The 25,458-nt window shown below is 72.4% G+C and carries 24 protein-coding genes and 1 pseudogene; 15 read left to right on the forward strand and 10 right to left on the reverse strand.

Annotated features, from left to right (window positions below; all coding sequences use genetic code 11):
- Positions 1–251 precede the first annotated feature (251 nt).
- The 3 genes from ctaD to NV263_RS04700 all read left to right on the forward strand — a co-directional run bounded on the left by ctaD (position 252) and on the right by NV263_RS04700 (position 4,164).
- A complete protein-coding gene (ctaD, locus tag NV263_RS04690) occupies positions 252–2,003 on the forward strand; it encodes an aa3-type cytochrome oxidase subunit I (RefSeq protein ID WP_263251322.1) in 1,752 nt (583 codons plus the stop codon).
- Positions 2,004–2,131: 128 nt separating this feature from the next.
- Positions 2,132–3,367 carry a phosphoserine phosphatase SerB gene (gene serB, locus NV263_RS04695; protein WP_263251323.1) on the forward strand — a complete coding sequence of 412 codons (1,236 nt, stop codon included), beginning with the start codon at positions 2,132–2,134 and terminating at the stop codon, positions 3,365–3,367.
- An 11-nt stretch (positions 3,368–3,378) separates the two neighbouring features.
- Positions 3,379–4,164: a peptidyl-tRNA hydrolase gene (locus tag NV263_RS04700; protein WP_263251325.1), complete on the forward strand. Its 786-nt coding sequence runs from the start codon at positions 3,379–3,381 to the stop codon at positions 4,162–4,164.
- Between the two features lie 184 nt (positions 4,165–4,348).
- Here the strand turns inward: NV263_RS04700 and NV263_RS04705 are convergent, their stop codons facing one another.
- From NV263_RS04705 to NV263_RS04740, 8 genes are all read right to left on the reverse strand, one after another.
- Positions 4,349–4,954 carry an energy-coupling factor transporter transmembrane component T family protein gene (locus tag NV263_RS04705; RefSeq protein ID WP_263251326.1) on the reverse strand — a complete coding sequence of 202 codons (606 nt, stop codon included), beginning with the start codon at positions 4,952–4,954 and terminating at the stop codon, positions 4,349–4,351.
- Positions 4,951–5,625 carry an energy-coupling factor ABC transporter ATP-binding protein gene (locus NV263_RS04710; RefSeq protein ID WP_263251328.1) on the reverse strand — a complete coding sequence of 225 codons (675 nt, stop codon included), beginning with the start codon at positions 5,623–5,625 and terminating at the stop codon, positions 4,951–4,953. Before NV263_RS04710 ends, NV263_RS04705 begins: the two co-directional genes overlap by 4 nt.
- The gene (locus NV263_RS04715) at positions 5,622–6,740 is read right to left on the reverse strand and encodes a thiolase family protein (protein WP_263251330.1); all 1,119 of its coding nucleotides are present in this window, start codon (positions 6,738–6,740) and stop codon (positions 5,622–5,624) included. Before NV263_RS04715 ends, NV263_RS04710 begins: the two co-directional genes overlap by 4 nt.
- Positions 6,737–8,074, reverse strand: coding sequence for an AMP-binding protein (locus NV263_RS04720; protein ID WP_263251331.1), 1,338 nt, complete (start codon positions 8,072–8,074; stop codon positions 6,737–6,739). Before NV263_RS04720 ends, NV263_RS04715 begins: the two co-directional genes overlap by 4 nt.
- A complete protein-coding gene (locus tag NV263_RS04725; protein WP_263251333.1) occupies positions 8,071–8,628 on the reverse strand; it encodes a biotin transporter BioY in 558 nt (185 codons plus the stop codon). Before NV263_RS04725 ends, NV263_RS04720 begins: the two co-directional genes overlap by 4 nt.
- Before the next feature lie 133 nt (positions 8,629–8,761).
- Positions 8,762–10,756 carry an ATP-dependent DNA helicase gene (locus NV263_RS04730; protein WP_263254055.1) on the reverse strand — a complete coding sequence of 665 codons (1,995 nt, stop codon included), beginning with the start codon at positions 10,754–10,756 and terminating at the stop codon, positions 8,762–8,764.
- Between the two features lie 194 nt (positions 10,757–10,950).
- The gene (locus NV263_RS04735; protein ID WP_263251334.1) at positions 10,951–11,523 is read right to left on the reverse strand and encodes a nicotinamidase; all 573 of its coding nucleotides are present in this window, start codon (positions 11,521–11,523) and stop codon (positions 10,951–10,953) included.
- Between the two features lie 63 nt (positions 11,524–11,586).
- Positions 11,587–12,894 carry a nicotinate phosphoribosyltransferase gene (locus NV263_RS04740; protein WP_263251335.1) on the reverse strand — a complete coding sequence of 436 codons (1,308 nt, stop codon included), beginning with the start codon at positions 12,892–12,894 and terminating at the stop codon, positions 11,587–11,589.
- Positions 12,895–13,007: 113 nt separating this feature from the next.
- On the opposite strand from NV263_RS04740, the gene clpS reads away from it, so the two are divergent.
- From clpS to rdgB, 11 genes and pseudogenes are all read left to right on the forward strand, one after another.
- Complete coding sequence (gene clpS, locus NV263_RS04745) at positions 13,008–13,301, forward strand: ATP-dependent Clp protease adapter ClpS (RefSeq protein WP_263251336.1); 294 nt, start codon at positions 13,008–13,010, stop codon at positions 13,299–13,301.
- A 4-nt stretch (positions 13,302–13,305) separates the two neighbouring features.
- Positions 13,306–13,869 carry a DUF2017 domain-containing protein gene (locus NV263_RS04750; RefSeq protein WP_263251337.1) on the forward strand — a complete coding sequence of 188 codons (564 nt, stop codon included), beginning with the start codon at positions 13,306–13,308 and terminating at the stop codon, positions 13,867–13,869.
- 142 nt (positions 13,870–14,011) lie between these two features.
- Positions 14,012–15,039, forward strand: a pseudogene (locus NV263_RS04755) (P1 family peptidase).
- Between the two features lie 98 nt (positions 15,040–15,137).
- On the forward strand, positions 15,138–15,593 hold the full coding sequence (locus NV263_RS04760; protein ID WP_317630393.1) for a M67 family metallopeptidase: 456 nt from the start codon (positions 15,138–15,140) through the stop codon (positions 15,591–15,593).
- A gap of 70 nt (positions 15,594–15,663) precedes the next feature.
- Positions 15,664–15,942: a MoaD/ThiS family protein gene (locus NV263_RS04765; RefSeq protein ID WP_263251339.1), complete on the forward strand. Its 279-nt coding sequence runs from the start codon at positions 15,664–15,666 to the stop codon at positions 15,940–15,942.
- A gap of 27 nt (positions 15,943–15,969) precedes the next feature.
- Positions 15,970–16,920 (forward strand): PLP-dependent cysteine synthase family protein, encoded by a 951-nt coding sequence (locus tag NV263_RS04770; RefSeq protein ID WP_263251340.1) that lies wholly within the window; start codon positions 15,970–15,972, stop codon positions 16,918–16,920.
- 148 nt (positions 16,921–17,068) lie between these two features.
- Complete coding sequence (locus NV263_RS04775; RefSeq protein ID WP_380759347.1) at positions 17,069–17,665, forward strand: rhomboid family intramembrane serine protease; 597 nt, start codon at positions 17,069–17,071, stop codon at positions 17,663–17,665.
- Complete coding sequence (gene murI / locus NV263_RS04780) at positions 17,662–18,477, forward strand: glutamate racemase (protein WP_263251341.1); 816 nt, start codon at positions 17,662–17,664, stop codon at positions 18,475–18,477. The genes NV263_RS04775 and murI overlap by 4 nt, the downstream gene beginning before the upstream one ends.
- Positions 18,474–19,244, forward strand: a complete 771-nt coding sequence (locus tag NV263_RS04785) for an MBL fold metallo-hydrolase (RefSeq protein WP_263251342.1) — start codon at positions 18,474–18,476, stop codon at positions 19,242–19,244. Before murI ends, NV263_RS04785 begins: the two co-directional genes overlap by 4 nt.
- 138 nt (positions 19,245–19,382) lie before the next feature.
- The gene (rph, locus tag NV263_RS04790; RefSeq protein ID WP_263251343.1) at positions 19,383–20,138 is read left to right on the forward strand and encodes a ribonuclease PH; all 756 of its coding nucleotides are present in this window, start codon (positions 19,383–19,385) and stop codon (positions 20,136–20,138) included.
- Positions 20,135–20,740 carry an RdgB/HAM1 family non-canonical purine NTP pyrophosphatase gene (gene rdgB / locus NV263_RS04795; protein WP_263251344.1) on the forward strand — a complete coding sequence of 202 codons (606 nt, stop codon included), beginning with the start codon at positions 20,135–20,137 and terminating at the stop codon, positions 20,738–20,740. The genes rph and rdgB overlap by 4 nt, the downstream gene beginning before the upstream one ends.
- 13 nt (positions 20,741–20,753) lie before the next feature.
- Here the strand turns inward: rdgB and NV263_RS04800 are convergent, their stop codons facing one another.
- Positions 20,754–23,924 (reverse strand): NACHT domain-containing protein, encoded by a 3,171-nt coding sequence (locus NV263_RS04800; protein WP_263251345.1) that lies wholly within the window; start codon positions 23,922–23,924, stop codon positions 20,754–20,756.
- A 188-nt stretch (positions 23,925–24,112) separates the two neighbouring features.
- On the opposite strand from NV263_RS04800, the gene NV263_RS04805 reads away from it, so the two are divergent.
- The gene (locus NV263_RS04805) at positions 24,113–24,871 is read left to right on the forward strand and encodes a sulfite exporter TauE/SafE family protein (RefSeq protein ID WP_263251346.1); all 759 of its coding nucleotides are present in this window, start codon (positions 24,113–24,115) and stop codon (positions 24,869–24,871) included.
- Positions 24,872–24,902: 31 nt separating this feature from the next.
- Here NV263_RS04805 and bcp read toward each other — a convergent pair whose 3' ends face one another.
- On the reverse strand, positions 24,903–25,376 hold the full coding sequence (gene bcp / locus NV263_RS04810) for a thioredoxin-dependent thiol peroxidase (RefSeq protein ID WP_263251347.1): 474 nt from the start codon (positions 25,374–25,376) through the stop codon (positions 24,903–24,905).
- Between the last annotated feature and the right edge of the window lie 82 nt (positions 25,377–25,458).

A 25,458-nucleotide genomic window follows, 5' to 3' on the forward strand; every position in this document is an offset into this window, starting at 1 on the left:
GCAAACACCCAGCATGCGCGGCCTGTCGCGTGGATCTCACTGCGCGTGACGCCGACATCGCCGATGACTAGGGTGGCTACGGCCCGGCCGAACTCCCGCAGCGAGGTCGGACTAGTATCCGCAGGCGGCAGTGCATGGCTCGGTCTGCAGCGTCCTGCAGGGAGTCGCACCCTGCCGAACCGGCCCACCCGGGTCGGGGCGGGTCCGAACGGACCCGGCTACGCATTCGAGGGATCTGTGCAGGAGGCACCGTGACGGCCGTCGCGCCACAGCCGATCGCCACGCGCCCCTATCCGGTGCGCAAAACGGTCAAAGGGTCATTCCTGGCGCGGATGTTCCGCACCACGGACCACAAGCAAATCGGCATCCTCTACCTGGTCACGTCGATCGCCTTCTTCCTGGTCGGCGGCCTGATGGCGATGCTGATCCGCGCCGAGCTGGCACAGCCTGGTCTGCAGTTCCTGTCCCAGGAGCAGTACAACCAGCTGTTCACCATGCACGGCACGATCATGCTGCTGCTGTACGCGACCCCGATCCTGTTCGGGTTCGCCAACTACATCCTTCCGCTGCAGATCGGCTCGCCGGACGTGGCGTTCCCGCGGTTGAACGCCTTCGGCTACTGGCTGTACCTGTTCGGCGGTCTGATGGTCGTCAGCGGCTTCCTGCTGCCGGGCGGCGCGGCCGACTTCGGCTGGTTCGCCTACACCCCGCTGTCGGACGCCCTGCACTCGCCGGGCCACGGCGCGGACATGTGGATCGCCGGTCTGGCGGTGTCCGGTCTGGGCACCATCCTCGGCGCGGTCAACATGCTCACCACCGTGATCTGCCTGCGCGCGCCGGGCATGACGATGTTCCGGATGCCGATCTTCACCTGGAACATCATGGTCACCAGCGTGCTGATCCTGATGGCCTTCCCGATCCTGACCGCGGCGCTGTTCGGGCTGATGGCCGACCGGCACCTCGGTGCGCACGTGTTCGACCCCGCCAACGGCGGCGTCATCCTGTGGCAGCACCTGTTCTGGTTCTTCGGCCACCCCGAGGTCTACATCGTCGCGCTGCCGTTCTTCGGCATCGTGTCCGAGATCTTCCCGGTGTTCAGCCGCAAGCCGCTGTTCGGCTACTCCGGCCTGGTGTACGCGACGCTGGGCATCGCGGCCCTGTCGGTCGTGGTCTGGGCGCACCACATGTACGCCACCGGCGCGGTGCTGCTGCCGTTCTTCGCGTTCACCACGTTCCTGATCGCGGTCCCGACCGGTGTGAAGTTCTTCAACTGGATCGGCACCATGTGGAAGGGGCAGCTGACCTTCGAGACGCCGATGATCTTCAGCGTCGGCTTCCTGGTCACCTTCCTCTTCGGCGGTCTCACCGGCGTCCTGCTGGCCATGCCGCCGGTCGACTTCCACGTGTCGGACACCTACTTCGTGGTCGCGCACTTCCACTACGTGCTCTACGGCACGATCGTGTTCGCCACCTTCGCCGGGATCTACTTCTGGTTCCCGAAGATCACCGGCCGGATGATGGACGAGCGGCTCGGCAAGCTGCACTTCTGGTTGACCTTCATCGGCTTCCACGGCACGTTCCTGGTGCAGCACTGGCTGGGCAACGAGGGCATGCCGCGGCGGTACGCCGACTACCTGGCCTCCGACGGGTTCACCACGCTGAACACGATCTCCACGATCGGCGCGTTCATCCTGGGCGCCTCGATGCTCCCGTTCATCTACAACGTGTTCAAGAGCTACCGGTACGGCGAGGTCGTGACCGTGGACGACCCGTGGGGCTACGGGAACTCCCTGGAGTGGGCCACCTCCTGCCCGCCGCCGCGGCACAACTTCACCGAGCTGCCGCGGATCCGGTCCGAGCGCCCGGCGTTCGAGCTGCACTACCCGCACATCGCCGAGCGGATGCGGCTGGAGTCGCACCTGAGCCTGACCGGCAAGACCCTCGCGCACAAGCACGAGGCGCCGTCCGTCGGTGCGACCACCGAGGACGACGGCGAGAAGTGACCTGGGCGCTAGCCCCGCACCGCGCGGCTGTGCAAGGGTGGGGCTAGCTCGACGACGAGCCCCGGCGGGCTGTGCCCGCCGGGGCTCGGAGTTTTTTCGCCCCCGGCAGGAGGAGGAGAGCGTCAGCCGTGAGCACGTCGACCGCGACCACCGTGCTGATCACCGTTACCGGCAAGGACAAACCCGGCGTCACGTCAGTGCTGTTCGCCGCGCTGACCCGGCACGGGGTGGACATCGTGGACGTCGAGCAGGTGGTGATCCGCGGTCGGCTGACGCTGGGCGTGCTGGTGTCCACCGAGAACGATCCCGAGCAGCTGCAGGAGGCCGTCGAGCAGGCGATGGCCACCATCGGCATGACCGTGGACGTGGCGATCGGCGCGGCGGACGGTGACGCCGCCAAACTCGGCTCCACGCACGTCGTGGTGGTGCTGGGCCAGCCGGTGACCGCGCGCAACTTCAGCCGGGTCGCGCAGGGACTGGCCGACATCGACGTCAACATCGACTCCATCCGCCGCGTCGCCGACTACCCGGTCACCGGGCTGGAGCTCCAGGTCAGCGCCCCGGACATCGGGGACGCCGCGGACGACGAGCTGACCACCGCGATGGCCGACCTCGCCGCCCGCATCGGCGTCGACGTCGCGGTGGAGCGGGCCGGGCTGTCCCGCCGGGCCAAGCGGTTGGTCGTCTTCGACGTCGACTCGACGCTGATCCAGGGCGAGGTCATCGAGATGCTCGCCGCCAAGGCGGGCTGCGAGGCGCAGGTCCGCGAGGTCACCGAGCGGGCCATGCGCGGCGAACTGGACTTCGAGCAGTCGCTGCGGGAGCGGGTCGCGGTGCTGGCGGGGCTGCCCGCGTCCGTGCTGGACGAGGTGGCCGCCGAGCTGGAGCTCACCCCGGGCGCCCGCACCACGATCCGCACGCTGCGGCGGCTCGGCTACCACACCGGGGTCGTCTCGGGCGGGTTCACGCAGATCATCGACCAGCTCGTGGACGAGCTGGGGTTGGACTTCAGCGCCGCCAACGAGCTGGAGATCGTGGACGGGAAGCTGACCGGGCGGGTCGTCGGCGAGATCGTGGACCGCGCGGGCAAGGCCAAGGCGATGCGCCGGTTCGCCGAGGACTTCGGCGTGCCGATCGGCCAGTGCGTGGCGGTCGGCGACGGCGCCAACGACATCGACATGCTCTCCGCGGCCGGCCTGGGCGTGGCGTTCAACGCCAAGCCCGCGCTGCGCGAGGTGGCCGACACCGCCCTGTCCTACCCGTTCCTGGACACGGTGCTGTTCGTGCTGGGCGTCACGCGGGCCGAGATCGAGACGGCCGACGCCGAGGACGGCGTGGTGCGCCGCGTCCCGCTCGACGCGTGAAGATGCCCGCCATGACCGCTGCTCGCGTGCTCGACCCGCTGATCAGCCGCTACGCCTCGTGGCTGGCGATGCCCGAGGAGGCCACTGCGGACACCTCGGACGAGGACGACCCCGGCGAGGTCGTGCTGATGCCGATGGTGCTGCGCATCGAGCGGCGGGAGCCGCCGGACCGCACCGCGCTGCTGGAAGCCGCGGCCGCCGCCGCGCTCGCGGTGTGCCTCGACGAGCGCTGCAAGCCGGGCGGCGAGTGGCACGAGGCGATGATCACGTGGACGCGCGGCCGGATCCGCAAGGTGTCCCGCCGGGCGCGCGGCGCGCACTGGACGGCGGTGCAGTCGCTGCCCGGGCGGACGGTCCGGGTCGGTGACGCCGAGGTCCGCGCGTTCCTGCCGATGCGGGTCGCGGAGATGCCCAAGGAGCTCAGCCGCCTGCAGATCTCCGGCAGCGAGCTGGAGCCCGACGAGCCCGGGCCGCCGCAAGCCGGTGTCCCGGCGCTGTGGCTCAACCCCGAGGTGCCGATGAGCGCGGGGAAGTCCGCCGCGCAGGTGGGGCACGCCACGATGATCCTCGCCGCACTGCTGCGCGGCGACGGGCTCGACGCGGAGCTGGAGCGGTGGGCGGCGAACGAGTTCCGCTGCTCGGTGCGCACGGCCGACGCCGGGACCTGGCGCCGCCTGCACCCGGGCGACGATCCCGAGGCGGCGTGGCGGCGGCACCGGGTGGCGGTGGTGCGGGATGCCGGGTTCACCGAGGTCGACCCCGGCACGGTGACCGTCCTGGCGCAGTGGCCGGGCTGAACCGGCCCCGGACACGGACCAAGCCCGGAAGCGTTTTGCGATCTTTCGATCGCTAGGTCTTGTGGCGGCCCTATCGGTCGTCGAAGGCCACTGCGCTTCCGGGCTGGCCGACCGGGTTTCCCCGGTATCCACCAGGATCGGACGTCGAGGCCGACCCGCGACAGGGTCAAAAGTCCCGGTTTCGTCAGTCGTCCCCGACGCCGCGGGCGGCCAGCGCCTCGGCCAGCTCGTCGCTGTGCCGCAGGGTGCGGACCAGGAACGGGACGGCGAAGGCGGTGGCGGAGCGGTCGGCGCCGCGGGCGCGCTGCGCCTCGCGCACCTGGACCGCGATCGTCGACAGCGCCGCGACCGCCTGCAACGTGAGGCCGACGAGCAGCCCCACGCGCTCCGGCCGGACGCCGAAGCGCCGCGCCGGGCGGAGCCCGCGCTCCACCGCGCCGACCAGGTCGTCGACGCGCGTGGTGAGGGTGAACAGGTTCGCCGCACCGAGCGCCGCCAGCAGCCGCAGGCCGACCACCTCGGCGGTGCCCAGGCCGAGCATCCACCACTGGAGCAGGAAGACGACCACCACCAGCGGCACCAGCACCCGGGCGATCTGCCGGCAGCGCCGGGCCGGGATCCGCGCGACGGGGTAGGCGAGCACGACCGCGAGCACGCAGCAGCCCAGGGCGAGCGGCGAACCGAGGACGACGGTCAGCGCCGCCAGCGCGAGCAGGCCGGCGAACTTCCACCCCGCGGCGAGCCGGTGCAGCGGACTGCTGCCCGGTTCGTACAGGCCGAGCGGGTTCATCCGACCAGCGCCCGGTAGTGGGCGAGCGCGGCGGACGGCGCGTCGTCGGCGACGACCCGGCCGCCGTCCAGCACGACGACGCGGTCGAAGTCCGCCAGCAGCTCCAAGTCGTGGGTGACCATCACGACCTGCTGCGGCAGGCCCGACAGCACCTCGGCGAAGTGCCGCTTGTTCCGCAGGTCCAGCAGCGTCGTCGGCTCGTCGCACACCAGCACGTCCGGTTCGAGCACGAGCATCGAGCACAGCGCGAGCAGCTGCTTCTGCCCGCCGGAGAGCTGGTGCGCGGGGTGCTCGGCGTACCCGGCGAGCCCGTGCTCGGCCAGGACCTCGGCGGCCCGGCGCTGCCGCTCCGCCTTCGGCACGCCCTGCCTGCGCAGCGAGAACGCGACGTCCTCGCCCGCCGTGGGCATGACGATCTGGCTGTCCGGGTGGGTGAACACGAACCCGACCCGGCGCCGGACCGCCCGCCCGTCCCGCGCCGGGTCCACGCCGTCCACCAGCACCCGGCCCCGGGTCGGGTGCACCAGTCCGTTGATCATCCGGGCGAGCGTGGACTTGCCGGAACCGTTGGCGCCGACGAACGCCACGCGCCGCTCGTCGAGCCGCAGGTCCACGCCGTCCAGCACGGCGCGCCCGTCGTAGCTGTGCCCCACGTCCTCGAACTCGATCAACCCACTCGCTCCCACATCGCGGCCACGCCCAGGCCGCCTCCGGACGACAGCGCCGTGAGACCGACCCGGGGCCCGTCCGCTCGGACCATCCGGCTGAACAACCGCACCACCAGCACCGCGCCCGAGGCGCCCCACGGGTGGCCGAGCGCGATGGCGCCGCCGTCCGGGCTCACCAGGCGCTCGTCGATCCCGGCGGCGTCCAGGCAGGCCAACGCCTGCCCGGCGAACGCCTCGTTGAACTCGACCACCTCGGGCGCGTGCTCGGCCACCAGCTCCCGCATCGCGGGCACCGCTCCGAGGCCGAGCCGGTTCGGGTCGACGCCGCTGGTCCGGGACGCCACCAACCGCAGCCCGGGCACGCCCAGCCGGCGCCGCTGCTGCTCGGTGGTCACCAGGACGACGGCGGCGCCGTCGTTGACCCCGCAGGAGTTCGCGGCGGTGGCAGTGCCGCCCGGGGTGAACGCGGGGCGGAACCGGGCCAGCCGCTGCGGGGTGAACCCGCGCCGCGGCCGCTCGTCGGCCCTCACCCCGCCCACCGGCACCAGTTCGGCGGCGAAGCGCCCGGCGTCCTGGGCGGCCACGGCGCGTTCGTGACTGCGGGCGGCGAAGGCGTCCTGGCGTTCCCGGGAGATCCCGGCTTCGGCCGCGACCAGGTCGGCGGCCGGGCCCATGTCCGGATCGCCGATCTCGGCCGGGGCGAACGGGGCGCGGTCGTAGAAGCGCGGCGGCTCGGTCGCCGACCTGGGACGCCACGCCCGCCACGGCGCGGTCGACGGGCTCTCCACACCCCCGGCCGCGTACCACTCGCCGGCTCCGGCGCGGACCATCGCGGCGGCGGTGGTGATCGCGGTCAGCCCGCTGGCGCACTGCCGGTCGACGGTCAACCCCGGCACCTGCTCGCCGAGACCCGCGCGCAGCGCGGCCACGCGCGCCGGGTTCCCGCCCGGCCCCAGGACGTTGCCGAGCAGCACGTCGTCCACAGCGGACACGTCGACGTCGTCGAGGACGGCGCGCAGCGCCGCCGCGCCCAACCGGTCGACCGGCACGGCGCGCAGCGCACCACCCGCTTCGCCGATCGGCGTGCGGCGCGCCGCGATGACGACTGGTTCGGTCACGACATCTCCACGGCGTCCAGCGTCCCCTCGCGGAGGTGTTCGGCGACCAGGGCGCGCGCCGGTTTGCCGGACGCGGTGCGCGGCAGCCGCTCCGTGACCAGCCAGCGGTGCGGCCGCTTGCCCGGTTCGAGCGCCTCCCGGGCCCGGGCGCGCAGCGCGGCCAGCGCGGGCGGTTCGCCGGGGAGGGCCTCGACCAGCGCGGTCACCAGCGCGCCGAACCGGGGGTGCGGGGTGGCGGAGACGAGCACGTCGAGCACGCCGTCGACACCGCGCAGCGCGGCTTCGACCTCCTCCGCGCCGACGATCTTGGCGCCGCTGTCGATCGCCGAGGCCGGGCGGCCGAGCACCTCCAGCGTCCCGTCCGGGTGGAGCACGCCGCGGTCGCCGACCGTCGTCCAGCCGTCGCGCTCCTCGGGCGGGACGACCCGGCCGTCCACCAGGTGGCCGTCCACGCCGAGGTCGGAGCGCGCCCACAGCGTCCCGGTGTCGTCGATCCGCACCTCGACCACCGGGCGCAGCGCGCCGCCGGTGCGCACGGCGACCAACGACTGCTCGGCCGAGCCGTAGTACTCGACGAGCGCGCAACCCGGCAGCAGCGATGCGAGCCGTTCCGCCAGCGCCGGATCCACCCGGGAACCGGCGCAGACCACCGTGCGCAACCGGCACGCGGCGCGCAGCGCCGGATCTCGTTCCACAGCGGACAGGAGTGCGGACAGCATGGCGGGCACGAGGTGCACGACGGTAGCGGTGCGGCAGGCCCGCGCGGCCTCCGCCGCCGACCAGCGGTCCAGCAGCTGCACCTCGGCACCCGCGTGCAGCGCGTGCAGCGCGCCGAACAGGAACAACGACGACGTCAGCGGACCGGGGACCAGCACCCGGTCGTCCGCGCGCAGCCCCAGGTCGAGCAGCGCGAAGCTGCGCAGCCAGGAACCCCGGGAGCGGATCAGCACCCGGGGGCGACCGCTGCTGCCCGACGTCGTCGGCAGGTAGAAGGGGGTGGACTCGTCACCGACCGGCTCGACCGGCCGCGCGCTGCCCGCGAGCCGCCGGACCTCGACGCTCGCGTCCGGCCGCGCGTCCGCCAGCACGGCCCGGCGTTCGCGGTCCGCCCACGACGGCTCGACCAGCAGCGCCGCTGACCCGGCGAGGTCCGCGCCCAGGAACCAGCACAGCCGGGCCAGGGCGTCGTCGCCGGTCAACGCGATGCGGGAACCGCGCGGCAGCAACCGGGCGGCGTGCCAAGCCTCGGCCGCCAGCTCGTCACCGGTCAGCACCCGCTCGCCGTGGAAGACCCGCGAGACGGGTGGTCCGCCCAGGATCGGGAGCACGCTCACGCCCGCCCGGTCAGCGCCGCCGGAGCGGCCCGGTGGACCGCGGCGGCCACCAGGGACACCACCACGAGCTTCACCGCGTCACCCGGCACGAACACCAGGGACTGGACCGCGGCGGTGCCCAGGTCACCGGTCACCAAACCCCAGAACGGGATGCCGACCAGGTAGTCCGCCGCGACCCCGGCGGCGTTGGCGACCAGCAGCACGACCAGCCCCGGCCGCGGCGTGGCCCGCTGCACGACGAGACCGACGACGACCGCGGACACCAGCCAGCCGAGCAGGAATCCGCCGCTGGGGCCGAAGAACGGCGCCACCCCGCCGCGCCCGCCGGACAGCAGCGGCAGCCCGAGCGCGGTCAGCGCGAGGAACAGCAGCACCGCGGCACCGGCCCGGCGCGCGCCGAGGATGCTGCCCGCCAGCAGCGGCCCCATGTTCTGCAACACCACCGGCACCGCGGCACCGCCCAGGTAGAAACCGGGGAAGATGCCGAGGACCGCGATGAACGCGGCGAACACGACGGTTCTGGCCAGGTTCGCGGCCGGGCGGGCTTCGGACACGGCGTACCCCCTCGGAATGCGGTTCGCGGAACGGCCGCGTTGTCCCCCGAACGGGCGATGGTCGGGCGCGGCGAGCACAACGTACCCGGCTCCGGCGCCGGAACGAAAAAGATCGGCAGCCGTTGTGGGCGGTCTACAACGCGGCCGCGGCGTCCAGCCGGCGCAGCGCGCCGCGCACCACCTCGGGGTCGTGCGTGGTCCAGAACGGCGGCAGCGACGCCCGCAGGAAACCGCCGTACCGGGCGGTCGCCAGCCGCGGGTCCAGCACCGCGATCACACCCCGGTCGGTCGGGGACCGCAGCAGCCGCCCGGCGCCCTGCGCGAGCAGCAGCGCGGCGTGCGTGCCCGCGACCGCGAGGAACCCGTTGCCGCCGTGCTCGGACACCGCCTTCTGCCGCGCCGAGGCCAGCGGGTCGTCCGGGCGCGGGAACGGGATCCGGTCCATCACCACCAGCTGCAACGACTCGCCGGGCACGTCCACGCCCTGCCACAGCGACAGGGTGCCGAACAGCGACGTCGCCGGATCCTCGGCGAACCTGCCGACCAGCAGCGCCGTCGAGTCGTCGCCCTGGCACAGCACCGGCGTGCCCAGCCGGTCGCGCAACTCGTCGGCGGCCTGCCGGGCCGCGCGCATCGAGGAGAACAGCCCGAGCGTCCGGCCGCCCGCGGCCCGCACCAGCTCGGTGAGCTCGTCGAGGTACTGCGGCGGAAGCCCGTCGCGGCCGGGAGGTGGCAGGTGCCGGGCGATGTAGAGGATGCCGCTGCGCTGGTGCTCGAACGGTGATCCGACGTCCAACCCGGTCCAGGTGAGGCCACCGGTGTCCGACGGGGCCTCCTTCGCGGTCGCCATCCCCGGCGCGGGCGTGGCGCGCCGCTGCGGCGGCAGCCCCCACTGGCGGGCGAGCGTGTCGAACGAGCCGCCCAGCGCCAGCGTCGCCGAGGTGAGCACCGTGGTGCGCCGACCGAACAGCCGCTCCCGCAGCAGGCCGCCGACGCCCAGCGGGGCCACCCGCACGGCCGGGGGCCGGTTCGGCTCCGCCGCGACCCACACCACGTCGCGCCGTTCGCCCTCGGGTTCGTCGAACGCCTCCAGCAGCCGGACCGCGGTGTCGTGCACCTCCTCGGTCAGCGCGAGGGCGAGCTTGCGCGCGGTGCTGCCCTCCACGTCCTCGGTGCGCTCCGGGCCCAGCGCGGTGACGCACGTCCACGCGGCGTCGCGGGTCACCCGCAGCGCACCGGAAAGGTCCTCGGGCAGCGCGTCGAGCCGCCCCGGCGCGGCCTCGCGGAGCACGATCTCCAGACCCTCGCCGGCCTCGGCGAGGCGGTCCGCGGTCTCCTCGTCGACCGCCCGGCCGCAGCGGCGGGCGGCCAGCCGCACCGAGTTCGCGGTGAGTTCGCCGGTGGCCGCCGAGGTCACCCGGTCGACGAGGTCGTGGGCCTCGTCGACCAGCACCACGTCGTGCTCGGGCAGCACCGGCCGGTCGTCCAGGGCGTCGATGGCCAGCAGCGCGTGGTTGGTCACCACGACGTCGGCGCGACCCGCGGCGGCCCGCGCCCGCTCGGCGAAGCAGTCGATGCCGACCGGGCAGCGGTGCACCCCCAGGCACTCCTTCGCGGTCACCGACAGCTGCCGCCACGCCTGGTCGGTCACGCCGGGCACCAGCTCGTCGCGGTCCCCGGTCTCGGTGTCGGCCGCCCACTCCCGCAACCGTTTGACCTGGCGTTCCAGCGCGGACGCGGCGAAGGCGTCGAACAGCGCGGAGTCGTCGGGCTCCTCCGGGGCGTTGCCGTGCACCCGGTTCAGGCACAGGTAGTTGCGGCGTCCTTTGAGGATCGCGAACGTCGGCCTGCGGCCCAGCGCTGCGGCCAACGCCGTCGACAGCCGGGGGAGGTCCCGGTCGACGAGCTGGCGTTGCAGCGCGATCGTCGCCGTGGACACCACGACGGTGGTCCCGCGCGTCATCGCGTGCCGGATCGCCGGGACCAGGTACGCCAGCGACTTGCCGGTCCCCGTGCCCGCCTGCACGGCGAGGTGCTCCCCGGACTCGATCGAGTGCGCCACCGACTCGGCCATCTGCGCCTGGCCCGCGCGCTCGACGCCGCCCACCGCCTCGACGGCGATCCGCATCAGCTCCGCGACGCCGGGCACGTCATGCGCGGCGCGGCCGTCCGACGGCAGCTCGGCGGCGATCTCCGGCGGCAGCTCGTCGTCCGCGCCGGGCTCGAAGACAGCGGGATCCGACCATCGCGGAACAGAGGTGGGCACGCCAGCAGACGGTACCGCGCACCCCCGTCACCCCGACCGACGAGTCGCCCGACCGGTCAAGGCGCGACCACCGGTTCGCCGACGAGGTCGACGCCCGCCGCGCGCAGGTCCTGCAGGGCGGCGTCGACGGTGGGGCGGGAGACCCCCGCCGTCAGCTCCAGCAGGACGGTCGTGTCCAGGCCCGCGCGGGCCGCGTCGAGGGCGGTGGCGCGCACGCAGTGGTCGGTGGCGATGCCGACGATGTCGACGCGGTCGACGCCGTGGTCGGCCAGGAAGTCCCGCAGCGGCCGGTCGCGGGAGTCGATGCCCTCGAACCCGGAGTACCCGTCGCTGTACTGGCCCTTGGAGAAGACCGCCTCGATCGGGCCGACGTCCAGTTCGGGGTGGAACGACGCGCCCGCCGTGCCCGCGACGCAGTGCCGCGGCCAGGAGCGCACGAAGTCGGGTTCGGCGCTGAAGTGCGCACCCGGGTCGATGTGGTAGTCGCGGGTGGCCACCACGTGGTCGTGGTCGAACCCGGCGAGGTAGCGGGAGATCGCCGTGGCGACACCGGCGCCGCCGGTGACCGCGAGCGCACCGCCTTCGCAGAAGTCGTTCTGCACGTCCACGATGATCAGCGCCTTGGCCATCCCCACTCCTCGGTGCTCGCCCGTGACGGGCGCCCTCCCCGCACCGGCCATTCTGATGCGGGATCAGGCTGTGTGAAAGACCGTCGGGATCGCCGGTTCACCGTCGGAGAGCTTGAGGCCCTCCCACGGCACGGTCACCAGCGCGTGCCGCAGCCGCTGGCGGCTGTCCTCCAACGTCGGCAGGTCGTCCACGCGCTTGCCGTCGCGCAGCAACGGGATCTGCACGAACCGGTCGTGCGGCCCGAGCACCGGCTCGGCCGCACCCGGCGCGACGTGGTAGACGACCTCCTCGACGGCGGTACCGGTCTCCTTGTGCCGCCGGATCGCCGCCTTGCGCCCGCCGCGGGACTCCTTGTGCGAACTGCGCTTGGCGACCGGCCGACCGTCGACCTCGACGAGCTTGTACACCATCTCCGCTGTCGGCGCCCCGGAGCCGGTGACCAGCGCGGTCCCCACGCCGTAACCGTCGACCGGTTCGGCCCGCAGCGCGGCGATGGCGTACTCGTCGAGGTCTCCGGAGACCACGATGCGGGTGCGGGTGGCGCCCAGCGAGTCGAGCTGTTCGCGGGCCTGCCGCGCGAGCACCCCGACGTCGCCGGAGTCGATGCGCACCGCGCCGAGATCGGTGCCCGCCACGTCCACGGCCAGTTCGATGCCGCGCGTGATGTCGTAGGTGTCCACCAGCAGCGTCGTCCCGGTGCCCAGCGAGGCGACCTGCGCCTCGAACGCCTCGCGCTCGCTGTCGTGCAGCAGCGTGAACGCGTGCGCCGCGGTCCCGGCGGTCGGGATGCCGTAGCGGCGGCCCGCCTCCAGGTTCGAGGTGGCGGTGAAACCCGCCAGGTAGGCGGCGCGCGCCGCGGCCACCGCGGACTCCTCGTGGGTGCGCCGCGACCCCATCTCGATGATCCGCCGGCCGTTGGCCGCCGAGACCATCCGGGCCGCCGCGCCGGCGATGGCGCTGTCGTGGTTCATGATCGACAGCACCAGCGTCTCCAGCACCACCGCCTCGGCGAACGTGCCGCGCACCGTGAGCAGCGGTGATCCCGGGAAGAACAGCTCGCCCTCCGGGTAGCCGTCGATCTGGCCCTGGAAGCGGAAGTCGCGCAACCACTCCAGGGTCGCCTCGTCCACCACCCCGTCGGCCGCGAGCTTGTCCAGCTCCGCCGCGCCGAACCGGAAGTTCTCGATCGCGTCGAGCACGCGACCGGTCCCGCCGACGACGCCGTACCGCCGCCCGTACGGCAGGCGCCGGGTGAACACCTCGAAGGTGCACTCCCGGTGCGCGGTGCCGTCGCGCAGGGCGCCGGCGAGCATGGTCAGCTCGTACTGGTCGGTGAGCAGCGCGGTGCTGGGGGTGCTGGCGACCGTCATGACGCAGAGATTACGTGGTCCGGCAGGACGCGTTCCGGGTGGCGAACCCGATCGTCGCGGGGGATTGTCCGCGGGTCGACACGGCCGTGACGGGCGCGTGCGAACATGGGGCCATGACCTCGCCCGCTGAACTTGAGCGCGCGCAACTCGAACCGGAGGAACTCGGTGCCGAGGACAAGCCGTGGGTCACCGTGGTGTGGAACGACCCGGTCAACCTCATGTCTTACGTGACGTACGTCTTCCAGAAGATCTTCGGTTACAGCCGGGACCACGCGACGAAGTTGATGCTGGACGTGCACCACAAGGGGCGAGCGGTGGTGTCTTCGGGCTCCAAGGAGAAGGTCGAGGGCGACGTGGCGAAACTGCACGCCGCCGGCCTCTGGGCCACGATGCAGAAGGACTCCTGATCACGTGCAAGGCTGGACCCGCAAGAACGGCCACGTGGTGGCCGAACTGTCGCAGCAGGAAGCCGCCGTCATCCGCGGCCTGGTCGGGCAGATCAAGGACATGCTCACCGCCCGCGCCGCCGAGGCCCCGCAGGACGAGCTGGCCGAGCTGACCGGCATCCGCACCGGCCCGACGGCCCCGCCCGAGGACCGCGTGCTGGCGCGACTGCTGCCCGACTTCTACCGGCACGACCCCACCACCGGCGAGACCGACGAGGAGCAGGCCGGAGCCGCCGGCGCGATGCGCTCGCTGCACGAGCCCGGACTGCTGGAGGCCAAGACCGGCGTCGCCGAGCTGGTGCTTGAGACGTGCCCGCCCGCCGGCGGTCGGGTCCGGCTCACCGGCGACCAGGCGGACAGCTGGCTGGCGGCGCTCAACGACGTCCGGCTGGCCCTGGGCACCGCCCTCGACGTCGAGGAGGACATGCCCGAGGACCTGCCCGAGGACGATCTGCGCCGCGAGCACCTCGGCGTCTACCAGTGGCTGACCTGGGTCCAGGACAGCCTCGTCAACGCCCTTATCGGGTAGTCGGGCTGGTCCGCTTGGCGGTGCCGGAACCTCAGTGCCTGTCTTTGAACTCTTTTTGGGTGGCGGTGCCGGTGGCGGAACCTCAGCGGCCGTCTCGACTCGCGGCCGGCGCGTCTCGGGAAGAAGCGGTTGGGAGGCATCGATGCGAGCTGGCTCGCTTGATTCGATCGTCGACGTCGGTGGGGTGCGGGTCGGTCATCACGAGCGGTTCGACGCGCGGTGGGCGACCGGGTCGACGGTCGTGCTGGTGCCCGAGGGCGCCAGGCCGCCGTCGACGTCCGGGGCGGTGCGCCGGGGACCCGGGAGACCGACGTCCTCGAACCGAGCCACCTCGTGCAGCAGGCGCACGCCGTGCTGCTCACCGGCGGCAGCGCCTACGGCCTCGCCGCCGCCGACGGGGTGATGCGCTGGCTGGGCGAACGCGGCCACGGTGTCGGAGTGGGCACCGATCCGGCGCACGTGGTCCCCGTCGTGCCCGCGGCGGCCATCTTCGACCTGCCGATGGGCGACTGGGGCCACCGGCCGGACGCCGAGTTCGGGTACCTGGCCTGCGAGAACGCCTCGACGACCGAGACCCGCCAGGGCAACGTCGGCGCCGGGACCGGCGCGGTCGTCGGCGCCGTCAAGGGCGGCGTCGGCACCGCGAGCACCGAGCTGGCCGACGGGACCCGGGTCGGTGCGCTGGTCGCGGTCAACGCGGCCGGATCCGCGGTCGACCTGGACACCGGCCTGCCGTGGATCCCGGTGCCGGGACTGCGCCCGCCCGATCCGGCCGAGGTGGAGCGCGGGCGGCGGGTCGCGGGCTCGCGTCCCGGCAGGCACGGGCCGATCGGCCGACCGCTGAACACCACGCTCGGCGTGGTCGCCACCGACCTGCGGTTGTCCAAGGCCGAATGCCGTCGGCTGACCATCGCCGCCCAGGACGGCCTGGCCCGCGCGGTCCGCCCGGCGCACGCGCTCGTCGACGGCGACACCATGTTCGCCCTGGCCACCGGCACCGGCGGGGAGCTGCCCCGGCCCGGTGAACCGGACTGGTCGCGGCGACTGGACGAGGTGTGCGCGGCGGCGGCCGACGTGGTGGCGCGCGCCATCGTGCGCGGCGTGCTCGCCGCCGAGCCCGTCGATGAGGTGATGTCCTACACGACCCTCTACCCGTCGGCGTGGGAATGAACCATCGTGTGGCAGCGTTGCGCAACGACGAACAGCACCGGTGAACAGGGACTTCCACATGCTGGGAGGCCGGTGCCTCACCCTCTAGGATGGTGTCTGTGCTGGTGATCCGACGCGACCTCGTCGACGCGATGGTCGCGCATGCCCGACGGGACCACCCGGATGAGGCGTGCGGTGTGATCGCCGGTCCGGAAGGGTCGGACCGCCCGGAACGCCTGATCGAGATGACCAACGCCGAGCGCTCGCCCACCTTCTACCGCTTCGACTCGACCGAACAGCTCAAGGTGTGGCGGGAGATGGACTCGGCCGACGAGGAACCGGTGGTCATCTACCACTCGCACACCTCGACCGAGGCTTATCCGTCGCGCACCGACGTCTCCTACGCCTCGGAACCCAACGCGCACTACGTGCTCGTGTCCACCCGGGACCCGGAGATCCACGAGCTGCGCTCCTACCGGATTCTCGACGGCGAGGTGACCGAGGAGCCGGTGGAGGTCGTGGAGTCGTACATGTTCGCCCACACCGGCGCCGACGAGGTCCCGGACCGCGACTGATCGCGACGGCACCCGGCGCCGCTTCGCGGCCGGTTTTCTCCAGAGAACACGCGTGGACAGGAGGTTCCCCATGGCAGTCAACGTTTCCATCCCGACGATCCTGCGCACCCACACCGACGGGCAGAAGTCGGTCGAGGCCGAGGGCAACACGCTGGGCGAGGTCATCAACGACCTGGACAGCAACTACAGCGGCCTCAAGGACCGCCTGATCAAGGAGGGCAGCCTGCACCGGTTCGTCAACGTCTACGTCAACGACGAGGACGTGCGGTTCGCCGGCGGACTGGAGGCGAAGGTCTCCGACGGTGACAACGTCACCATCCTGCCCGCGGTCGCCGGCGGCATGCGCTGACGCGGACACCTCGGAGGGAGGCACGCCGTGGCCCGCTACGACTCCTTGCTGGACGCGCTCGGTGACACCCCGCTGGTGGGGCTGCCGCACCTGTCACCGGCTCCGGACGTCCGGCTGTGGGCGAAGCTGGAGGACCGCAACCCGACCGGTTCGATCAAGGACCGGGCGGCGCTGGCGATGATCGAGGCGGCCGAGAAGGAGGGGCGCCTCACCCACGGCTGCACGATCCTGGAGCCGACCTCCGGCAACACCGGCATCTCGCTGGCCATGGCCGCCAAGCTCAAGGGCTACGGCCTGGTGTGCGTCATGCCGGAGAACACCTCCGAGGAGCGCCGCCAGCTGCTCCAGGCGTTCGGCGCGCGGATCATCCCCTCGCCCGCGGCGGGCGGGTCGAACCAGGCGGTGGCGGTCGCCAAGCAACTGGCCGAGCAGAACCCGGACTGGGTGATGCTCTACCAGTACGGCAACCCGGCCAACGCCGACGCGCACTACCGGACCACCGGCCCGGAGATCCTGCGCGACCTGCCCGGCGTCACGCACTTCGTGGCCGGTCTCGGCACGACCGGGACGCTGGTCGGCGTCGGCCGCTACCTGCGCGAGCAGAAGCCCGACGTGCAGATCGTGGCCGCCGAGCCCCGCTACGGTGAACTCGTCTACGGGCTGCGCAACCTCGACGAGGGCTTCGTCCCGGAGCTGTACGACCCGGACGTGCTGACCAGGCGCTTCTCCGTCGGCTCCTACGACGCGCTGCGACGCACCCGGCAGCTGCTGGAGAGCGAGGGCATCTTCGCCGGCATCTCCACCGGCGCCGCGGTGCACGCGGCGATGACCATCGCGGAGAAGGCCGCGGCGGCGGGCGACGCCGCCGACATCGTCTTCGTGGTCGCCGACGCGGGGTGGAAGTACCTCTCGACCGGCGCCTACAGCGGCTCGCTCGACGAGGCCGCGCAGCGCCTCGAAGGCCAGCTCTGGGCCTGACCTCGGGCTCGTCGACGTCACCCGGGGGCACCCGATCGCCGTGCCCCCCGGGTGACGTGCTTCCGGGGCGGGAACACCGAGACCGAATGGTCCCGTTCCGCGTAACCTCGACGGTGTGAACGGGGTTCCTGATCGTCGCCGGGCGCGTGTGCTGCCGCAGAACCCGCTGGGGGCGCTGGGCGGGATGCTCATGTTCCTGGCGGTGCTGTACGCCGTCGAGTTCGTCGACCAGACCGACCGGGCGCTGGACCTCGACCAGTACGGGATCCGCCCGCGCGACGTCGACGGTCTCGAAGGGGTCCTCTTCGCCCCGCTGCTGCACGCCGGTTGGCCGCACCTGATCTCCAACACCCTGCCGTTCCTGGTGCTCGGCTGGTTGGTGCTGGCGGGCGGGCTGCGCCAGTTCGTCGCCGTGACCGCGACGGTGTGGTTCGTCGGCGGCCTGGGGACCTGGCTGGTGGGCGCGCCCGGTGTGCACATCGGCGCGTCCGGGGTGATCTTCGGCTGGATGGTGTTCCTGCTGGTGCGCGGGTTCTTCCAGCGCAGCGCGGCGCAGGTCCTGGTCGCCCTGGTGCTGTTCTTCTACTGGGGCGGGATGCTCTGGGGCGTGCTGCCCGGTCAACCGGGGATCTCGTGGGAGGGCCACCTGTTCGGCGCCGCCGGTGGTCTGCTCGCCGCGTGGCTGGTGGCGCGCTCCGGGCGGCGCCGAGCCGTCACCGGCGGTCCTGGCACACTGGCCGGGTGACCAACGCGCCGATCGGGATCTTCGACTCCGGGGTGGGCGGGCTGACCGTGGCCCGCGCGATCATGGACCAGCTGCCCGCCGAAACCCTGCACTACGTCGGCGACACCGCGAACGCCCCGTACGGCCCGATGCCGCTCGCCGAGATCCGCGAGCGCACGCTGGAGATCACCGACGCGCTCGTCGAGGAGGGCGTGAAGATGCTGGTGATCGCCTGCAACACGGCGTCCTCGGCGTGCCTGCGCGACGCGCGCGAGCGCTACGACATCCCGGTGGTCGAGGTCGTCATGCCCGCCACCCGGCGCGCCGTCGCCACCACCCGCAACCGCCGCGTCGGCGTCATCGGCACCCAGGCCACCGTGCGCTCCCGCGCCTACGAGGACGCGTTCACCGCGGCCCCGGACATCGCGCTGACCACGGTCGCGTGCCCGCGCTTCGTCGACTTCGTGGAGCACGGGATCACCAGCGGGCGGCAGATCCTCGGCCTGGCGCAGAGCTACCTCGACCCGCTCCAGCAGGCCGACGTCGACACGCTCGTGCTCGGCTGCACCCACTACCCGCTGCTCACCGGTGTGCTCCAGCTCGCGATGGGCGACCAGGTGACGCTCGTCTCCAGCGCCGAGGAAACGGCCAAGGACGTCCTCCGGCTGCTCACCGAGAACGACCTGCTCGCCGACCCGGAGACCACCCCGGAGCACGAGTTCCGCGCCACCGGAGCGCCCGAGCGCTTCGCCAGGTTGGCCGAGAGGTTCCTGAGACCACAGGTCGCGGCCGGTGCGGTGCGCCCGCTCGCCGTGCCAAGCTCGACCGCGTGAAGCTGACGATCCTCGGCTGCTCCGGCAGCATCCCCAGCCCGACCTCGCCCGCGTCCGGGTACCTGGTGGAGTCCGGGAGCACCCGCATCGTGCTCGATCTCGGCAACGGCACGCTCGGCGCGATGCAGCGGTCCGTCGACCCGTTCGACGTCGACGCCCTGCTGCTCAGCCACCTGCACCCCGACCACTGCGCGGACTTCGGCGCGCTGACGGTGCTCCGCCGCTACCACCCGCGGCCGCCGTACGACCCGGTCACCCGGCCGTTGCCGGTGCACGCGCCGGCGGACGCGCCCGAACGGCTGGCCGCGCTGTACGCCACGAGCGCGGCGGAACGCGCGGACACCGACCTGTCGGACGTGTTCGAGTTCTTCCCGCTGTCGGCGGAACCGGTGCGGATCGGCCCGTTCGAGGTCCGGGCCTTCCCGATGGCGCACGTCTGCCCGGCGTGGGGGTTCCGGGTCTCGGCAGGCGGGCGGGTGCTCGCCTACACCGGCGACACCGGGCCGTGCCCGCAGCTGGTGGACCTGGCGCGGAACGCGGACGTGCTGCTGGCCGAGGCGTCCTGGCCGGACTTCCCGGACGCGCCGGACGGCCTGCACCTGTCCGGCAGGCAGGCCGCCGAGGTCGCGAAGACCGCCGGGGCGCGGCGCCTGCTGCTAACCCACCTCCAGCCGTGGTCGGACCGGGACGCGGTGCTCGGCGAGGCGTCGGCGACCTTCGACGGCCCGGCCGAACTCGTCGTCCCCGACGGCACGTACCAGGTGTGACCGCCGGGCCCCGGCGGCCCGGGACCGGGCGGTCTCGGCACCGACTGCGAGACCGCTCACCGGAAGCGGAGGCGGCTGACGCCGCGTGCGGTGCCCCCTCGCGACCAGGGCCGGAGACGGGCACTTAGGGTGGATGTCGTGGCACGAGCTGACGGGCGGAGCGACGACGAGCTCCGAGAGGTGCGGATCACCCGGGGGTACCAGGACTGGCCGGCCGGGTCGGTGCTGGTCGAGTTCGGCCGGACGCGCGTGTTGTGCGCGGCCAGCGTCCAGGAGGGCGTGCCCCGCTGGCGGACCGGTTCCGGCCTGGGCTGGGTGACCGCCGAGTACGCCATGCTGCCGTCGGCGACCAACACCCGCAGCGCCCGCGAGTCGGTGAAGGGTCGCATCGGCGGCCGCACCCACGAGATCAGCAGGCTGGTCGGCCGTTCGCTGCGCGCCTGCATCGACATGTCCGCGCTCGGGGAGAACACCATCACCCTCGACTGCGACGTGCTCCAGGCTGACGGCGGCACCCGCACGGCGGCGATCACGGGCGCGTACGTGGCGCTCGCCGACGCGGTGACCTGGCTGGGCGCCGCCAAGCGCCTGTCCGACCCCAAGCCGCTGTCCTGCTCGATCGCCGCGGTCAGCGTCGGCGTGGTCGACGGCCGGGTCCGCCTGGACCTGCCGTACGAGGAGGACTCGCGCGCCGAGGTCGACATGAACGTGGTCGCCACCGACCACGGCACCCTGGTCGAGGTCCAGGGCACCGGCGAGGGCGCCACCTTCACCCGGTCCACGATGGACAAGATGATGGACTTCGCGCTGGCCGGGTGCGCCCGGCTGTCCGAGCTGCAGGCCGAGGCGCTCGCCGCGCCGTACCCGGGCACGCTGCCGGGGAGCGCGGCATGACGCGACTGCTGCTGGCCACCCGGAACGAGAAGAAGCTGGTCGAACTCCGCCGGATCCTCGAAGCGGCGGACGTCACCGGCGTCGAGGTCATCGGTCTCGCCGACGTCCCCCCGTTCCCGGAGGCCCCGGAAACGGGTGCGACCTTCGAGGACAACGCGCTGGCCAAGGCCGTCGACGCCGCCCGCGCCACCGGACTTCCCGCGGTGGCCGACGATTCCGGCATCGCAGTCGACGCGTTGAACGGCATGCCCGGGGTGCTGTCCGCGCGCTGGTCCGGCAAGCACGGCGACGACCAGGCGAACCTGGACCTGCTGCTCGGCCAACTCGCCGACGTCCCCGACGAGCGCCGGGGCGGTGCCTTCGTCGCCGCGGCGGCGCTGGTCCTGCCGGACGGTTCGGAAACCGTGGTGCGCGGCGAATGGCGCGGCACGATCATCCGGGAAGCCCGGGGCCGCAACGGTTTCGGCTACGACCCGATCTTCGTCCCGGAAGGCGAGACCCGGACGAGCGCCGAACTGTCGGCGGAGGAGAAGGACGCCGACTCGCACCGGGGTCGCGCGCTGCGGAAGTTGTTGCCGGAGTTGCGGAAACTCGCTGGGTGAGGTCGTCACGGCATCAGAGGCGCACCGGGTGGAGCTTGTCGAGTCCGGTGAGCCGGTCGCTTCTCCGCACCCGGACTTTGGCGTCCAGGTCCGCCAGCGGTGACACGTCCAGTCCCGGTGGCATGCGGGACAGCGAGACGATTTCGAGCTGGGTCAACTCGCGCAGCGCCTCGATCGAGGTGACCGAAGGGCACCCGAACAGCTGGAGGTACCTGAGGTTCGGCAGCCGGGCGAGGTGTTCCAAGCCCGTGACCCAGCAGTCATCGATCGCGAGAGTGTGCACGGTCGGGCTCAGGGTGGGAAGGTCGGCCAAGTCCACGGGGGAGCAGCGGGTGATCCGGAGGCTCTTCAGGCCGACGAGCGTTCCCAGATCCTTCAGGAAGTCGATGCGGCGGGCTGCACCCAGTTCGAGGTTCACCAGTGCGCCGCTGGTCGCAATGGGACTGAAATCGGCGATCTCGTCGAGGGCGTCGAGGGACAGCGACCGCAGATCTGGTAGCTGACGCAGGAACTCCAAGTCCTGCAACGGCTCCCGCTGTCGCAGCAACAGGCGTTCCAGCGGCAGAGTCCCCAACGTGTCGAGCGAGAGCAGGGACCCCGGCCCGCGGACCTGCAGACTCGCGAGGGCGGTCCGCCCCTCCAGCGGCGCGAGCGAGACCGGTACCGCGTTGCGGACCCGGATGCTGCGGACTTCGACGTCTCGGGGGACGAACTCGAAGTCCGTGATCTCCTCGGTGAGGTTGATGGAGATGCTGCGGAGGTTCGTGAGTTCGCGCAGGTGCGAGAGGTGCTGCAGGCTCTCGACGCTGATGTGCCCGTTGTCCAGCGGAGCTTCGGCGAGGACTCGCGCGGCGAACGCTTCCGGGTCGAAATACCGCCACACGCTCGCGATCTCGTCCTGGGTCGGCGACCGTTCATCGCTCGCGTAGTGGGCCAGCCGGGACATCGCTGCGGGGCCGTTGATGAATGCGGCCGTTCGGACGCAGGCAACCGCTTGCGTCGACGGCAGGGACGCCACGTCGTCCGGGAGGTAGTCGAGCAGCGGTTCCCCGACGGTGGCCAGCAGTTCCGCCTCCACTGGACTGTTCGGCGGAACCAGTGCCCGGATGGCGGTCTCCACCCGGGCCAGGACCTCGGCCGGGAGGTCCTCCACGGATTCCACGCATGTCGCGGCCAGCAGGTGCAGGCGGCGGCGCAGCTCGGGGTCGGCTTTCGCCGCGCGGTCCAGGAGTCCGCCGAGCAGCTCGGCGCGGCGGACGCGGCTGAGGAGTCCGGCCGCCATGACCACTGTTTCCCGCCACTGGTCGGAGTCGGCGTGCGCGATGAGCATCGGGACGTGCTCCTCGGCCGCGATTTCCCGCGCGGCGAGGTACTCCAGGAACGTGCGGTGCACGAAGTCGATGCGGTTCTCCGCCGGTTCGCGGATGACGCCGCTGCGTTCCACCAGGTGATCGAGGGAGCCCTCCGGAGTGGCGGTGGTGCCGCGCATGCTGGCGAACTTGCGGTCGAACCTGCGCAGCGCCATCGTGCGGTCCATCTCGCTGCGGCCGTTGAGGACGAGCCAGTAGGCGAGGTCCTGGAGCAGCGTGAGTTTGTGCCGGTAGTCCAGGACGACCTGGTGCCGGATCTCGCGTTCCGCCTCCCGTCGGACCAGCAGCATTTCCAGCGCCGCGTCGTACAGGCTGTTGCGGTCGCGCGGCAGGTCGCCGCCGCGATCGAGGTTGAGCGCGCACAGCATCGCGCACAGCAGCGGGTTGCGCGCGAGGCCGCGCAGGTGCGGCCGGGCGTCGAGCTGCACCAGCAGGTCGCGGTGGCGGTTTTCCACCTCCGCGCGGTCGAAGGGCAGGGTGCGGGAGTCGGCCGCCAGCAGGGCGCGGTGCCAGCGGTCGAGGAAGTCGCGGACGTCCGAGGCGGTCATCGGTTCCAGGTCGACCGTGCGGAACCCTTCCGCGGCCAGCCACTTCGTGCTCGCCGCCGCCGGGCGGGAGGTGACGACGATGCGCGTGTCCGGGTAGTTGCGGAGAAGTTTGTCCAGCCAGTCGCGGACCTGCCGGCGCTTGGCCTCGGCGAGTTCGTCCACGCCGTCGACCAGCAGCAGGACGCGTCCCGCCAGCAACTGCCGGTGCGTCCAGCCCTCGGGAACGGGGCCGAGGGTCGGTCCCTGCGGATCGGCGAGGAAGCCCTCGGGGTTCGGCAGCGGATCGTCGGCGTAGCTGCGGAGTTTGACCAGGATCGGGATGGTGCCGTTGAGGTCGGCCAGCTCACCGGTGAAGTTCTCGCGGGCGGCCTGCACCGCGATCCAGCGCAGCAGGGTGCTCTTGCCGGAACCGGCTTCGCCGCGCACCAGCGTGCGGTCGGAGCGGGCCAGCGCCGCCTCGGCCCGCATCGTCTCGGGTTCCGCGACGTCCCGGGGCACCGGTTCGGCCCGCCGGTCCCGGCCGCGGGCGGTGAGGCTCAGGTACGCCACCGACAGCTTCGTCCTCGGGCGGAAGTTGCGGACGCTGACGCCGATGAGTTCCAGGTCCTCGTGGTGCCGGGCCACCAGCTGCTGGTAGCGGCGGCGGAACGCCTCGTCGTGGTCGGTGCCGGCCGGGGCGTCGAGGGTGGAATCCGGGATCCGGTCCAGCACGCGGTCCACCCCGCGCAGCACTTCCGTCGCCCGGCGCAGGGATTCCTCGGCCAGGCGGGAGTCGTACTCCGGCAGTTCGCGGACCAGGTGGACGAGGTGGACGCAGGACTGGTCCAGCGCCCGGTCGAACAGCGCGCGACCGGCTTCGCCGAGTCCGGCGCGGTGCGGGGCGGTCGGGACCTGGCGCCGGACGTCCCTGGCCAGTTCCAGCGGGTCGAGGTCGGCGCGCAGCAGCGTCGCGTCGGAGAGGTCCGCCTCGTCCAGGGCGTCGGCCACGGCGTCGATGGTCGCGGCGCGTTCGTTGTCGGGCAGGTCGGCGAACTCGCGCTCGCAGAGGCGTTCCAGGTGTTCGGCGGCGAGTTCGGCGGCCTCGTCGAGCCTGCGGCGCAGGGCGCGGCGGTCGCGTTCGCGGAGTCCGCCGAAACGCAGCGCGATCAGCTCGGTGAGGTCCGCGCCGCGGCGGACCTCGGACTTCCGCCTGGCCAGCCAGGACGTGGCCAGGTGCTTGAGGACGGTGGAACCGGCGCGCAGCGCGGCGGATTCGAGCCCGGACACGTGACCCCCTCGGTCAGACCCTGCCGTCGATCTTGTCGGGAACCGCCACGGCCGGGCAAGCGCCGAGCGGAAATCCGGCACCCGAGTTCCGCGATCGCGGCCGAGACGGACCTTCCGGACGGACTTCGCTGTGACGCACATCGCCCCGCCGTCGGAACGGGCGGTCGGAGCGGATAACTTGCAGCCTCGTGTTCACCGAATGGCTGCACCTGGCGCTGCTCGTCGTCGTCGGCTTCCTGTCCGGCGCGATCAACGCGGTGGCCGGAGGCGGGTCGCTGCTGGTCTTCCCGGCACTGCTGGCGACCGGTCTGCCGCCGCTGGTCGCCAACGTGACGAACTCCGTCGCGCAGGGGCCGGGCTTCGTCGGCGCGGCCTGGGGTCAGCGCGACGACCTGCGCGACCAGCCGCGCCGGGTGCTGCTGACGTCGATCGCCGCGGCGGTGGGATCGACGATCGGCTGCGTGCTGCTCATGGTGCTGCCGGGTTCGGTCTTCGACGCGGTGGTACCCGCGCTGATCGCGCTGTCCGCGGTGCTCATGGCGTTCCAGAACACCATCCGCAGGTGGCTGGGAACGCCGGAGGAGGGCGCGCCGGACCGGACGGCGGGGCTGACGATCGGGATCTTCGTCGCCTCCGTCTACGGCGGCTACTTCGGCGGGGCACGCAGCGTCATCCTGATCGCGATCCTGGTGCTGGCGGCCACCGACTCGATGCGGCGGCTCAACGCCCTCAAGAGCTGGCTCGGCATGATCGGCAGCGCCGTCACGCTCGTCGTCTACGCGCTGATCGCACCGGTGGACTGGGTGGCGGTGCTCGCGCTGATCCCCACCACGGTGCTCGGCGGATACGTGGGCGGCAAGGTCGCCCAACGGCTGCCGTCCACCCTGCTGCGCTACGTCGTCGTGGTGATCGCGGCCGGAGTGGCGGTCTACATGGTGCTGAAGTGAGGGGCACCGGCCGGGTCGGTGCCCTGGACCGTCAGACCCCGAGATCCTTGCGCAGCCGCTCGACGTGGCCGGTCGCCTTGACGTTGTACAGCGCCTTGGCGATCTTGCCGTCCTCGTCGACGACGAACGTCGACCGGATCACGCCCTGCACGGTCTTGCCGTAGTTCTGCTTCTCACCGAAAGCGCCCCACGCCGTCATCACCGACTTGTCGGCGTCGGACAGCAGCGGGAACGTCAGCCCCTCGGCGTCGCGGAACTTCGCCAGCTTCTCCGGCGAGTCGGGCGAGACGCCCAGCACGTCGAAACCGGCGTCGCCCAGCACCGCGAGGTTGTCCCGGAAGTCGCACGCCTCCTTGGTGCAGCCCGGGGTGCTGGCCGCCGGGTAGAAGTAGACGACCACCGAGCGGCCCCGGTAGTCCGCCAGCGACACGGTCTTGCCGTCGGCGTCCGGCAGGGAGAACTCGGGAGCCTGGTCGCCGACCTGGAGTCGTTGTTGTTCGCTCATGGACCCGACGCTAGCCGATCCGCGTCCGCCGTCCGACTTGCGGGACGCTCCAGCGGCGCGTAGACGGGTGGTGGCCCTGCCC

The sequence above is a fragment of the Saccharopolyspora rosea genome (assembly GCF_025643595.1).
Lineage (GTDB): Bacteria > Actinomycetota > Actinomycetes > Mycobacteriales > Pseudonocardiaceae > Saccharopolyspora > Saccharopolyspora rosea.